This window comes from Proteus alimentorum (assembly GCF_002607735.1).
Lineage (GTDB): Bacteria > Pseudomonadota > Gammaproteobacteria > Enterobacterales > Enterobacteriaceae > Proteus > Proteus alimentorum.
Window position 1 is genome coordinate 198,416 of record NZ_NBVR01000031.1, and the last position, 14,238, is coordinate 212,653.

10 protein-coding genes are annotated in these 14,238 nt (G+C 37.5%); 7 read left to right on the forward strand and 3 right to left on the reverse strand.

Annotation, left to right across the window (positions count from 1 at the left end):
• Positions 1-87: 87 nt before the first annotated feature.
• The 3 genes from B6258_RS11490 to B6258_RS11500 form a co-directional block, all read right to left on the reverse strand.
• Positions 88-1,734, reverse strand: coding sequence for a DUF4139 domain-containing protein (locus tag B6258_RS11490; protein ID WP_164996162.1), 1,647 nt, complete (start codon positions 1,732-1,734; stop codon positions 88-90).
• A gap of 360 nt (positions 1,735-2,094) precedes the next feature.
• Complete coding sequence (locus B6258_RS11495; RefSeq protein WP_099075696.1) at positions 2,095-3,495, reverse strand: amidohydrolase; 1,401 nt, start codon at positions 3,493-3,495, stop codon at positions 2,095-2,097.
• 234 nt (positions 3,496-3,729) lie between these two features.
• Positions 3,730-4,185 carry a YaiI/YqxD family protein gene (locus tag B6258_RS11500; RefSeq protein WP_040133470.1) on the reverse strand — a complete coding sequence of 152 codons (456 nt, stop codon included), beginning with the start codon at positions 4,183-4,185 and terminating at the stop codon, positions 3,730-3,732.
• 271 nt (positions 4,186-4,456) lie between these two features.
• Here B6258_RS11500 and B6258_RS11505 point away from each other — a divergent pair, with 271 nt between their 5' ends.
• From B6258_RS11505 to B6258_RS11535, 7 genes are all read left to right on the forward strand, one after another.
• Positions 4,457-6,595 (forward strand): TonB-dependent receptor plug domain-containing protein, encoded by a 2,139-nt coding sequence (locus tag B6258_RS11505; protein ID WP_099075369.1) that lies wholly within the window; start codon positions 4,457-4,459, stop codon positions 6,593-6,595.
• The gene (locus B6258_RS11510; RefSeq protein ID WP_099075370.1) at positions 6,595-7,476 is read left to right on the forward strand and encodes a heme/hemin ABC transporter substrate-binding protein; all 882 of its coding nucleotides are present in this window, start codon (positions 6,595-6,597) and stop codon (positions 7,474-7,476) included. The genes B6258_RS11505 and B6258_RS11510 overlap by 1 nt, the downstream gene beginning before the upstream one ends.
• Positions 7,477-7,489: 13 nt before the next feature.
• Positions 7,490-8,836, forward strand: a complete 1,347-nt coding sequence (gene hutW, locus B6258_RS11515; RefSeq protein ID WP_420820589.1) for a heme anaerobic degradation radical SAM methyltransferase ChuW/HutW — start codon at positions 7,490-7,492, stop codon at positions 8,834-8,836.
• Positions 8,837-8,878: 42 nt separating this feature from the next.
• On the forward strand, positions 8,879-9,367 hold the full coding sequence (gene hutX, locus B6258_RS11520) for a heme utilization cystosolic carrier protein HutX (RefSeq protein ID WP_420820590.1): 489 nt from the start codon (positions 8,879-8,881) through the stop codon (positions 9,365-9,367).
• Between the two features lie 6 nt (positions 9,368-9,373).
• The gene (locus B6258_RS11525; RefSeq protein ID WP_099075372.1) at positions 9,374-10,000 is read left to right on the forward strand and encodes an NAD(P)H-binding protein; all 627 of its coding nucleotides are present in this window, start codon (positions 9,374-9,376) and stop codon (positions 9,998-10,000) included.
• Between the two features lie 261 nt (positions 10,001-10,261).
• Positions 10,262-11,860 carry an ABC-F family ATPase gene (locus B6258_RS11530; protein ID WP_088495593.1) on the forward strand — a complete coding sequence of 533 codons (1,599 nt, stop codon included), beginning with the start codon at positions 10,262-10,264 and terminating at the stop codon, positions 11,858-11,860.
• 261 nt (positions 11,861-12,121) lie between these two features.
• The gene (locus tag B6258_RS11535) at positions 12,122-14,206 is read left to right on the forward strand and encodes a TonB-dependent siderophore receptor (RefSeq protein ID WP_099075373.1); all 2,085 of its coding nucleotides are present in this window, start codon (positions 12,122-12,124) and stop codon (positions 14,204-14,206) included.
• Positions 14,207-14,238: the final 32 nt, after the last annotated feature.

A 14,238-nucleotide genomic window follows, 5' to 3' on the forward strand; every position in this document is an offset into this window, starting at 1 on the left:
TAAAATATAAAATCAGTTCTTTTTTAAAATAGAAAAAGGTGCATAGCACCCTCTTCTATTTTATTTTTTAAATTCAGATGAGGAAAATTATAACCCCATAATTTTTCTGTTTTTAGGATAAGAAAGCGTATAATTTAGAGGTAATGATTTTTCCTCTTTTGCACCTAATGTGATATTCCATTCAATTTCGCCGGTATCTTTATCAAGTACGCCATCTTTATAAACCGCATCTGATACATTGATATTATTTTCCTGACTAAGTGGTAATTGATCGTAAATAGTTACTTTTACAGGAGAATTGTAAGTATTTCTGACTTTAATGGTATAACTCTCTTTTTGTTCAATCGTTGTACCAATAAAGATAGGCTCTTTTCTTATCTTCTCATTGTTAACACGGCTAATTTGAATATTTTTATCTATTCCAAATGGAATGCTAAGTAGCTCTGTTAATTCGTTAGTATTAATATAACTATTACCAACAAAGCTATTCATATAGTAGATATTCGCGCGACCATTGAGTAAATTTAAATTTTCCCAATCTTTCACTTCGGCTTGTAAATAAACTTCTTCAACTAATTTGGGTGTCGTTAAATAGCGATAATCGGCAACAACTTCTTTTTGGTTAATCACTAATGTATTAGGCTCTGTGCTATTTTTTAAGGTGTAAGGTAACGCAATAGCATGGCTTAAGTTAATCCCATTATTATTGGTTGTTACGTAACGAGTCACTCCTTTACTTAACTGCGCTCTTGGCGCTTCACTCATTGCTTCTAATGCGGGAGCTGGCATTGCCATCTTCATATCCATATTAGATTGTCTGAATTTCGCAGTGTTATTATAAAGAGATAAATACCAAGGTGATAAGGTGGGTGCCGTAATATTAAGTGATGGGTTAGTCGAAGTTAAAATCAGTTTAACTTTATCCCAATTGAGACCCGTATTTTGAATAACATCCGCTTTATAGGTGAGTAATATCGGTTTATCCATTCCTTGACTTCGAATATCGTAAGCGGGTGACCATCCAGCATCTGGTGTTATATAAGAAATACGCATTTTACTGGTTAGGTTTTTTGATGTGCCTAAAGATAAAACAATTTGCGTTTTATCTTTTGTAATCACTGGCATATCAATTTCTAATTGTCGGCTTAATTCTTCTAATTGTTCTGTTAGTTCAGCAATTTCTTCACGAGCCATTTTTTGCTGATTTAAAATTGATGTCATTTTTTGGCTAATAAAATCAAACTTTTGTGATGAGTGTTCTAATGACTGAGTTTCACCATAGCCAAAAAATGATTGGTCTTTTAGTAAGGCAATTTGTTCATCACCCACATTAATATTGATATTTAATACTTCAATTCTTTTACTAATATCTTTCTGCTTTTCCATCAATACAGCAACTGCAGAGGGATAACTAGGGGCAATAGGAATTTTTTTAACGTTAATTGTGTTAATAATCACATCGTCATTATCAATGCTAATTGATAAGCTTTTAGGATCAATATTGTTTGCAACATTAGATAAAACAACTTCACTCTGCCCAGCAGGTAAGTTGAGCGTTACATTATTATCGAGTTCAGCACCCCGTAGAAAAATAGTTGCTTGATTAAGTTTTATATCATAATTAAGTGGTTGAGCGGGATCTATTGAACTGATTTCATTAGCCAAAGCATTGGTTGCACTAATAATCGATAATGTAATAAGCGATAGTGTTAGTTTATTGTGTTTAATCATCATTTTCATTCTATCCATAGTTGATGAGCTGTATTAGTACAAACTGCAAAATAGAGATGCACTGTTGCACAAGTATATTTAGATAGTATTGCATCTTTAATAAATTAGATAACAGAATAAGCTTAAAGATTTAATGGTGCGAAGATAAAAATACATATAAAACAGTATGTTAAGATTTTCAAATTTAAGTAATCAGGATTATCTTAATGATGGAGAGATATTGCGCTTTTATTAGCTTTATATAGTCTTTTTTAGATAAAAAAAGAGATAAGTTTTAGCGATAAACAGTAAACAATAAATAATAAATAATAAAAAAAGGCAGTTTAAAAAAACTGCCTAGAATAAAGAGATTGGTATCGATTTTTATTTAACAACTTCACCACTGTCGATAACCGTTTTACGGACTTTATCAGAGAAATCTTGCGCTTCTTGAATAATGGATTTTTCATCAACTGTTAATAATTGGCGATCTTCCATCAAGATTTTTCCATCAACAATGGTATGGCGAACATTGCTTCCATTTGCACCATAAACTAATGCCGCATAAGGACTATACATTGGCACCATGTTAGGGGATTTAGTATCAACAACGATAATATCTGCAAGTTTGCCTGATTCTAAAGATCCCAATTTATCTTCCATATGTAATACTTTTGCCGAACCTATTGTTGCCAACTCAACAACGGTTAATGGTGGCATTGCAGCACGATCTTTATTCTCTAATTTATGGATTTTACCCACAAGATTTAGCTCATTCATGGTCGTTAGCGTGTTACTTGACATTGGACCATCAGTCCCTAAACCCACACGAACACCCTTTTCTAGCATCGCAACGACAGGTGCAACACCTTTCGCTGATTTAGTATTTGCACTGATATTATGAGCGACACCAACATCATATTTTTTCAGTAAATCAATATCTTTATCATCGACCATAATTGCGTGTGCCGCGATAACTTTATTATTTAACGCCCCAATATCTGCCATATATTGAACGGGGCTTTTACCACCAGTACGTTTAGCAATTTCTTCTTGTTCACGATCGGTTTCAGCTAAATGGATCATAACAGGAACATCAAGTTCTATTGATAACTTAGCAATTTTCTGAAGGTTTTCTGTGGTATTTGTGTAAGGAGCATGTGGTGCAAATGCGGGGATAATACGAGGGTGATCTTTATATTCTTTAATAAAGTTTATTGCGTATTGGATGCCCTCTTCTGGTGTTTTTGCATCGGCAACAGGGAAATTAATAACAGATTCTCCTAATACTGCACGATTTCCCATTTTATCAACCGTTTTGGCTACTTCATCTTCGAAATAATACATATCAACGTAAGTTGTTACGCCACCTTTTACCATTTCGATATTGGCAAGATCAGCGCCCACTCTAACCATTTCGCGAGAAACCATTTTACTTTCAAGTGGAAAAATATAACGGTGAAGTCTGTCTGGCACATCATCGGCTAATGAACGAAATACAGTCATCGAACCATGAGTATGGGTATTAATTAAACCCGGCATCACAATATCACCATCAACATCTAATACTTTATTGGCTTGATATTCTTTAGAAAGCTCAGGGCCACCAACGGCAATAATTTTATTTTCTTTTACGACAACAGTACCCTGCTGAATAATTTTATTTTGCTGATCCATAGTCAGAACAGTGCCGTCAACTATCATCAAATCAGCCTGTTTTGCCGCATAACTAGAAAAGGAGACCGCCATTACAGCCAAAGCAAGCATAGATTTAGAAAATGACATCATTACCTCTCGTCTTGATGGGAAAATTTCCCTAATATTATAAATAAATTCATTGCCTTTTGATATCAACTGAAAGTAAATGAGATCACCGAATAAATAATTAATTGAAGTTATTATCACATTTGTTGCCTAAATTTATTTCAGTTAGTCTTATCAATAATTTATCTTAAAGAAAAACGGGCAATCATATCTCTATGCCCGTTTGTTTATTAAAATCGTTTAGACTGACCTAAATTAGGCGCGCTTTTTTTGTTGCAAAAGCCACTTATCTAATTCATTTGCAAAAAGTTGGCGGTCACGTTGACTTAAACTTGCAGGTCCTCCAGTTTGAATACCACTTGCTCTCATCGTATCCATAAAATCACGTATATTTAAACGTTCCCGAATCGTTGCTTCAGTATAACGTTCACCTCTTGGGTTTAGAGCTACCGCGCCTTTTTCTATGACTTCGGCAGCTAATGGAATATCAGCAGTAATAACTAAGTCATCTTTATTGGTACGGCGAACAATTTCATTATCAGCAACATCAAACCCAGCAGAAACTTGTAATGTACGTAGGAAAGGCGATGCGGGTACGATTAATCGTTGATTAGCAACAAAAGTAATAATCACTTTTTCTCTATCTGCGGCACGATATAACACTTCTTTGATTACTTTTGGACATGCATCAGCATCAACCCATATAGGCATAACAGCACTCTCTTTGTTATTCGGTATTAAATGATCTGTATTTATAGCCTTTAAAATAACACATTAATTGTGACTCAGTGATATTTGCTTAAAAACCCTTCTTTTCGTGCCATTTTTTGTTTATTTAAGCATCCAATGTGCATGAAATCACATTTTCACATTGATCTAAATCAAAGATGTATTCTATTTGCCATTTTTAGGTTGATGAATACTCAAACTTAAATTATAAAGCGAATGATAATAATTAACGATCTCATTAAGGTTTGCAGCTATGTGCATTCAATTCAAATCTTGCTTCGTGTTGTCTGCTTTAACACTCTCACTCTCTCAATATGCTATCGCTGATAATGTCTCACCTAAAGAAGATACACTGGTTGTGACAACAACACGTAGCGCAGCTTCTTTATGGAATAGCCCTGCTACCATTCAAGTTATTGATAAAGAAACAATAACTCAATCAACCTCCTCTTCTATTGCTGATCAATTGCGTGATATTCCTGGTGTTGAAGTCACTGATAATAGCCTTGCTGGTCGTAAACAAATTCGTATTCGTGGCGAGGCTTCATCACGCGTACTCTTGTTGGTTGATGGGCAAGAAGTGACCTATCAACGCGGTGGTCAAAACTTTGGTGCCGGTATTTTAATTGATGAATCTGCACTAGAACGCATTGAAGTAGTTAAAGGCCCCTATTCGGTGCTTTATGGCTCGCAAGCTATTGGCGGTGTTATAAATTTAATTACTCAAAAAGGTGGCAATAAGCCTTTTGGGGGAAATGTCAAAGTTGTTTATGACTCAGCGACGATGGGATGGCGAGAATCTGCGTTAATTTCAGGTACTGTCGGTGATTTTGAATATCGACTTAATGGAAGTTATGCCGATCATGGTGACAGATATACGCCTGATGGACGTTTACCGAATACGCATTTTAGAAATAACGGTCAAGGTGCATGGTTAGGCTATAAAGTGAATAAACATAAGTTTGGCCTTTCGCTCGATCGTTATAATTTATCAACACAATCTTATTATGCTGATGAAGGAAAATATCAAGAGTTTAGCGTTAAAGTGCCTAAACTTGAGCGTGAAAAAGTGGGATTATTTTATGACTATGATGCAGATAGAGATTATTTTAAAAAACTTCATATTGATGCCTATACACAACGTATAGAGCGAGAATTTGAAAACCGCGTAGGCGTGGTTACGCCTACAGGCAGACCGATGATTGGTAATTTAACCGTAAAAAATAGAACTCAATCTAAAGATACGCAGAATACACAAGGTATAACAATGCAGGCTAATTTTACTTTACCTGCAAATAACGAATTGATTTTAGGTTCGCAATATCAACAAGATAAAGTAAAACAAACGTCCGATGGGCAAACTGCTTCAAATAGCACAACAGGCGTTCCACCTGCCGTAAATTATGAAAAACAATCCCTGTTACATAACCGCAGTAAACAAACCAATATCTCTGTTTTCGCCCAAAATGATTGGAAAATAACAGATGATTGGTCATGGACAATGGGTGCCAGACAATATTGGTTGAAATCAGAATTACAAGATGGTGATGAAACTATTCACCATAACAAAACGGGAACAAGTTATAAGACATTAGGTTCTGATCCTGTAAGAGATAACGCGTTTATTGTGTCCTCTAATCTGCGTTATTCTGGGCTTAAAGATACAGAATTACGTCTCGCATTTGCACAAGGCTATGTTTTTCCAACACTCGTTCAGCAATTTATGAATACGACTGCTGGCGGTGCGGTGACTTACGGTAATCGAGATCTTGACGCTGAACGTTCTAATAATGTGGAGTTTGGCGCACGTTATAAAGGGAATAATTGGTATATCGATAGCGCGATTTATTATTCTGAAGCTAAGGATTACATTACATCTCTTGCCTGCGCAGGAGAAGCGATTTGCGAAGGAAATAGTAAAACTGGCCGAGCAGATTATTTCTATTATGACAATATCGATCGTGCCAAAACTTATGGTATGGAAGTGATGGCGCAATACCAAGGTTGGTCAATTACCCCTTATGTTTCTGTCAATGTGATGCGTCGTCAATTTATTGGCTCAACATTGAAAACATGGGATACCGGTGAACCCACATTAACTTCTCGCATTGGTGCTAAGCATTTATTATTGCTCAATAATATGAATTTAATATCAGATTTATACTTAAGAGCAGCAACAAGAGCGAAAGATCATAGTAACCCCGAAAATAAACAGCACTATGCAGGTTGGACAACGGTTAATCTGTCACTGAGCACGGAATTTGGCAATAACGATCAATACCGTATTAACTTTGATTTAAATAATATTTTGAATAAGCGTTATCAAACTGCTCATGAATCTATTCCTGCTGCGGGTATTAATGCTGCAGTTGGTCTGACATGGGCATTCTAATGATGAAAAAAAGAGTAATCGCACTTAGCTTGTTATTGTTATCTTTTAACTTAATGGCAAAAGATAGCAAGAATAGCGAGCGTTGGGTTATTGCTGGTGGCTCTATAACCGAATTAGTTTACGCCATAGGTGCTGGCAATAAGGTTGTTGGTGTTGATGAAACAACCTCTTATCCAGAGCAAACGCAAGTATTGCCCCATATTGGATATTGGAAACAACTAAGTACAGAAGGAATTCTCTCTTTACGACCTTCAACTTTTGTCACTTGGGATGATGCTGAACCCAAAATGGTGTTGCGCCAACTGGCGCAACATAACGTAAAGGTCATTTCTTTACCAAGAACACCAGCCACATTTGAATTGATGCTGAAAAATATTCGAACACTGGCGGTTTCTCTTGATAAGCAAACCGAGGCTGACGCATTAATTCACACATTACAATCTCGTTTAGCGGTTATTGCTGAAAAAAATAATCACATTAAACGGAAAGTAAAAGTGATGTTTTTTCTTTCCCCAGGTGGAGGGATCCCTCAAGTTGCAGGAAAAACCAGTGTCGCGGATGCCATTCTTCATTTAACTGGTGGCGAGAATATTGCCACGCATGAGAACTATCGTATTTACAGTGCAGAGGCGATTATCGCTGCCAATCCAGAATTAATTGTTATTACAACACAAAGTCAGGAAAACAAAACTGGTGGATTAAGAGCCTCTGAAGGGCTCGCTTCTGTTCCCGGTGTTTCAATGACTCAAGCATGGAAAAACCAACGCATTATTGAAATTGATCAATCCCTTATTTTGGGAATGGGGCCTCGTATTGTCGATGCTGTGGAGTTATTGCATCAACAGTTTTATCCCGCTGATCCTGTTAATGATAATAAGTAGGAATGATTTAATAATGAAAGAATTAGTCGCAACACATAGTATGCAATCTTCGACTGAAATTGATCTTACTTCCCATTTTGCACTTGAGGGTGATAGCCCTTTTCGTGATAGGCATGCCACGATGCCATGGAGAGGCTCAGTACCTATTGCAAAAGAAGAACAACAATCAACATGGCAAGCTTTATTAGACAGTAAAACACCTGCATGTAAACGTTTGTTGTATATCCACATTCCTTTTTGTGCAACGCATTGTACGTTTTGTGGTTTTTATCAAAATAACTATCACGAAGAAGCCTGCACGCGCTATACCGACGCATTATTACGTGAGATATCGGCTGAATCTGATAGCTTACTTTATCAGTCAGCGCCAATCCATGCCGTTTACTTTGGTGGAGGGACACCTTCTGCATTATCAGCAAAAGATCTCTATCGAGTGATCACATATTTGCGCCAATCACTTCCTTTAGCGCCAGATTGTGAAATCACAATTGAAGGTCGCGTTTTAAATTTTGATGATAATCGAATTGATGCTTGTTTAGATGCAGGTGCAAACCGTTTTTCTATTGGTATTCAGACCTTTAACAGTAAGATCCGTAAACGAATGGCAAGAACATCAACGGGTGAAGAAGCCACTCAGTTTATGAAAGAACTCTGCTTACGAGATAGAGCCGCTGTAGTGTGTGATCTGTTATTTGGATTACCAGGACAAAATGCGGTGAATTGGCAAGAAGATCTTACTATTGCCCAGGATATTGGCCTAGATGGTGTTGATTTATACGCATTGAATTTATTGCCCAACACACCATTAGGCAAAGCGGTAGAAAATCAGCGAGTGACTGTACCAACACCGATAGAACGGCGAGCACTTTATCTTCAAGGTTGTGATTTTATGGAAAATGTGGGTTGGCATCAGATCAGTAATAGTCATTGGGCTAGAACAACCCGTGAGCGCAATCTCTATAATTTATTAATCAAACAAGGTGCCGATTGTCTTGCTTTTGGTTCTGGTGCTGGTGGTTCAGTTAATGGTTATTCATGGATGATAGATCGTTCACTGGATAGCTATTATCAAAAAATTACAGATAACCAAAAGCCCCTAATGATGATGAGCCGTACAACCGATAGCGGTTTTCGTTGGCGTCATGAACTACAAGCCGGTATCGAGTGTGGGCGTGTTGATTTAGCTAAATTAAGTCCGCAAGCGACTCAGCTCACTCCTTTATTAAATCAATGGTATCAAGCCGGTCTTGTTGAAGACGATTTTCTTTGTATGAGACTCACCAATGAAGGCCGTTTTTGGGCAAGTAATTTGCTGACATCCTTACAGCAATTAATTTTGCAATTAAATACACCTCGTTAATTTTATTCCCCTAAATATTAATTAGAAGATGGAAATAACATCATGAATAAAGAGTTACAACAATTTTTAATGACCGAGCCTGATGGAACGCTGGAAACGATTGCAACGCAATTTGAGACAACCTTGTTGGAGGTTGTGAGACATTTACCATCACGCTCATTAATGAGTGGTGAGCAATTCGATATTGTGTGGGATAACGTGATGAAATGGGGTAATGTCACCACACTTGTGCATACTCAAGATGTTATTTTAGAATTTAGCGGTGAATTACCTAGTGGTTTTCATCGACATGGCTATTTTAACTTACGTGGTAAAAAAGGAATGACAGGCCATATTAAAGCCGAAAATTGCCAATATATTGCGATGATCGAGCGTAAATTTATGGGTATGGATACCGCCTCTATCTTATTTTTCAATCAAGAAGGCGTTGCAATGTTTAAGATTTTCCTTGGTAGAGATGAACATCGTCAGTTATTACCAGAGCAACTATCAGCCTTCCGTCAATTAGCACAACAATTAAATAAGGAATAATTGCGCGTGAAAACATGGGTTATTTTTGGCGCTGGCGGCAAAGGTGTTGGCGCGCATATTGCAGATATTGGCGTTACACAGCAACACCCTATTGTGGCTTTAGTTCGTTCCGAAGAAGCTGCTAATCGGTTAGAAGAAAAAGGGATCAAAACCGTTATCGGTGATGCGATTGATATTAAGGCTGTCGAAGCCGTTTTAGCATTGGCAGGAAAAGAAGCAGATATTATTTCCACAATGGGCGGTGAAAATGATTATCTCGCTCATCGAACCGTCATTGATACGGCAGAGAAAATGGGTTTTCAACGTATGTTAATGGTTTCATCTTTAGGATGTGGTGATAGTTGGATTGCCTTATCTGACAGAGCAAAAGCAGCATTTGGTCAAGCTGTAAGAGAAAAATCATTGGCCGAAGTGTGGTTGCAAACCAGTCGCCTTGATTATGCGATAGTCAGACCGGGTGGATTACTTAATGGTGAAGAAACGGGTAAAGCTCAGCTTTATCAATATGAAGAGACACATGGTTTAGTTAATCGTCGAGATGTTGCACGTTTAGTGGCTCAGCTTCTTGAAGCCGATCTTCTCGATGATCAAGTTTATGCCGTGGTTGAACCGGGGTTAGTGCCGTCTAAGTAGTCACCACATAGTGACCCAATAGTTGTGCATACGGCAAATATATTACGTTTCAAGTGAAGATCACCATTAAGAGATAGCGTATTTGCGTTATCTCTTTTTTCTTACTCTCGTTATGGACAATAACTCACAATATGATGAGTTTTTTTCTTACAGAAAAAATTCCTTAACAGACATTCGTCACTTTACTGTCTTAATGGGGGTAACTTGTGGCATAATGCCGCCCCATTACCTTTTGTCATTCACTAATAATGAGTATTCGTCTTGTTAATCAGCAATAATATCACTATGCAGTTTGGCTCAAAGCCACTGTTTGAAAACATTTCTGTCAAATTCGGTGGCGGAAATCGCTATGGTTTAATCGGTGCCAACGGTAGCGGTAAATCAACCTTTATGAAAATTTTAGGTGGCGATTTAGTGCCAAGTAGCGGCAACGTATTCCTCGATCCTAATGAACGTCTTGGTAAACTAAAACAAGACCAGTTTGCTTATGAAGAGTTTACTGTGCTTGATACGGTGATTATGGGTCACACTGAACTTTGGGAAGTGAAGCAAGAGCGCGAACGCATCTATAGCTTACCTGAAATGAGCGAAGAAGACGGTTTACGTGTTGCCGATCTTGAAGTGAAATTTGGTGAAATGGATGGTTATACCGTTGAATCTCGCGCTGGCGAATTATTGCTAAACGTAGGTATTCCATTAGAACAACATAATGGCCCTATGAGTGAAGTGGCTCCGGGTTGGAAATTACGTGTGTTACTTGCACAAGCCTTGTTTGCTGATCCAGATATTTTGTTACTGGATGAACCGACGAATAACTTGGATATTGATACCATTCGTTGGCTTGAGCAAACGTTAAATGAACGTAACAGTACCATGATCATTATTTCCCATGATCGCCACTTCCTCAATATGGTATGTACGCACATGGCTGACTTAGACTATGGTGCGCTTGCTGTTCATCCGGGTAACTATGATGAATATATGTTTGCTGCAACCCAAGCTCGTGAGCGTTTATTAGCGGATAATGCGAAGAAAAAAGCACAAATTAGTGAATTACAATCTTTCGTAAGTCGCTTTAGTGCTAATGCATCTAAATCACGCCAAGCAACCTCTCGTGCAAAACAAATTGAAAAAATTCAATTAGCCGAAGTTAAAGCCTCTAGTCGTCAAAACCCATTCATTCGCTTTGAACAAGAGAAAAAATTATTCCGTAATGCGCTTGAAGTGGAAAATATCTCTAAGGGTTATGATGATAATGCCCCGCTGTTTAAAGACGTCAATATGATGCTGGAAGTGGGCGAAAAGGTTGCCATTTTAGGTAATAACGGTGTGGGTAAATCGACAATGATCAAAACATTAGTCGGTGAATTAACGCCAGATACAGGTCGTTTAAAATGGTCTGAAAACTCAAACATTGGCTATTATGCACAAGATCATGCCACTGATTTTGAAGTTAATATGACCGTGTTTGATTGGATGAGCTTATGGATGAAACCAGAAGACGACGAACAATCAGTACGCAGTGTGTTAGGTCGTTTACTATTTTCTCAAGATGACTTGAAAAAATCAGTCCAAGTGTTATCGGGTGGTGAAAAAGGCAGAATGTTATTTGGTAAGCTGATGATGCAAAAGCCAAACATTCTAATTATGGATGAACCAACCAACCACTTAGATATGGAATCTATTGAATCACTGAATATGGCATTAGAGCTTTATCAAGGTACATTGATTTTTGTTTCTCATGACCGTGAATTCGTCAGTTCATTAGCAAACCGTATTATTGAAATTACACCTGAAAAAGTGACAAATTTCCAAGGCACTTATGATGAGTTTCTTGCGAAAAAAGGGGTTACGCTTTAATTTCGCAACAGAATTAAAGTAATAAACAAAGGCTTGATGACTATTTATCAGGCCTTTTTTTTATTGCATAGATTATAAATAAGCCATCATGCACGACATTGCAGCACTTCTGTCGGTGGATACCTTGTTTGGATCGACATAACCAGTTAATTAACCCGAAAAGTTGTCATTTATAGAGATATTTGCATAAATTAATTTACCTTAGTATCGATTACATGAATAATAGTGGTAATAGTAATGATTATTATTCGGTGACTCATTGTGATTAAATTTTGTGCGTTTAAATTAAAACCCGTGGCATTACTTTGTTCTGCCACCCTTCCTTTTATTTTGACTACACAGGCTTTTGCGGAAGAAACAGCAAAAACGGAACAAGTTGAGAAACTTGTCGTTAGCGCTCAGGCTCTAAAAGTAAATACCAGTCTGCAAGAAACGCCTAAATCCGTTTCTATCATTTCTCAAAAAGATCTCGAAACTCATGCCCCTCAAAAACTTGATGAAGCCTTACGTTATACCTCCGGTGTTGTTTCCCAGCCTTTTGGTGCTGATAACGATACTGACTGGCTTCGCGTGCGTGGTTTCGAAGCTGCCACTTATTTAGATAACAGTCGTCTCTTTCGTGATGGTTATTATACATGGCTACTGGAGCCTTATGGTTTTGAGCAAATTGAAGTGGTAAAAGGCGCATCAGCAGTATTATTTGGCGAATCAACACCCGGTGGTGCGGTTAACGTCGTACAAAAGAAACCCAGCTTTAAGCCTCAAAATGAAGTCTTTCTTGAGGTCGGAAATAATGACCAACGTGGGTTAGGCTTTGATGTTTCAAGTACAACAGATGATAAACGTGTGCGCTATCGTCTTGTTGGACTAATGAAAAAGTCAGATGGAGAATTATCTCACACTGATAATGAGCGTATTTACCTTGCGCCAAGTGTTGCAATTAATCTGACTGACGATACAGCAATAACCTTCATGGCAACTTATTTGCATGATGATGGCACTCCAACCAATCCTTTCTTCCCTGCTGCCGGTACATTAATTTCATCTCCTTTTGGTAAAATTAAACCGTCAACTAACTTAGGTGAACCAAGCTACGATAAATATAAACGCACCCAAATTTCAGCAGGTTATTTATTAGAAAGTAATATCAATGATGTTTGGCGTTTTTCTCAACGTTTAAATTATGGTTATAACGACCTGTTATTGCGTAGTGTTTATGCATTCCCTAATTCAGATATTACAGCAACAGAACTAAATCGTGGTGTTGTTTTCCGTGATGGTAAAAACCAAAGCATTTCTTTTGATAATAATATTGTTGGTGAATGGGATACGGATAATTTCGAACATACGTTATTAGCGGGTGCTGAATTGCAATATCACCAAACCAAAGGTGATGAGCAAGATAATTATAGCTTTGGTAAGATTAATCCGTGGAACCCTGTTTACGGCAACTATATTCCTCTTAACTCTGCTGATAATGTCAATCGTACCATTGATAAAACACAATATAGCCTTTACTCACAGTATCAAACCAAATTTGATAGTCGTTGGATCGCCATGGCGGGTGTACGCCAAGATTGGGTGAAAACAGAAAATAGAGCCAAAGCAAAAAATGAGGATAAATCACGCACGGATAGCGAATTTAGCCTCAATGCAGGATTAATGTATTTAGCGGATAATGGTCTATCGCCTTATGTGAGTTATTCTGAGTCTTTTGAAGTAATGAGCACTATCGATCCTGCGACTCATGATCTGTATAAACCATTAAAAGGTGACCAGATTGAAGCAGGGATAAAATATACACCTGATTTTATAGATGGTTACTTTAATATTGCTTGGTTTGATATCACACAGAAGAATGCACTGGTTGCAAACCCAATGACTTTTGTTTCAACCCAAACCGGTAAAGTAACGTCAAAAGGTATTGAAGTAACAACTGAAATGCAATTAACGGAACGTTTAGCATTAAAAGCCAATTATACTTATACCGATATGCAAACCGATGACACGGGTAATAAAGGTAAACAACAAGCAGGTTTAATTCCTAAACATACGGCTTCTGCTTGGGGGAGTTACACCATTCCAATTACGGGAACCCAAGATTTAACTTTAGGAACGGGGGTTCGTTATTTAGGTAAATCTAAAGATAATCCTAAGAGCAGTGATTTAACAGTACCTAGTGCAACATTATGGGATATGGCTGCAATTTATAATTTCAATAAACAGTGGCAATTACAGTTAAATATCAACAATATTCTTGATAAAGAGTATCTCTCTGGTTGTGATTATTACTGCTATTACGGGCAATCTCGTTCCGTTTTATTGAATGCTAAATATCGCTGGTAATTTTCTTTATTATTCCGCCTTTTGTTGTTAAC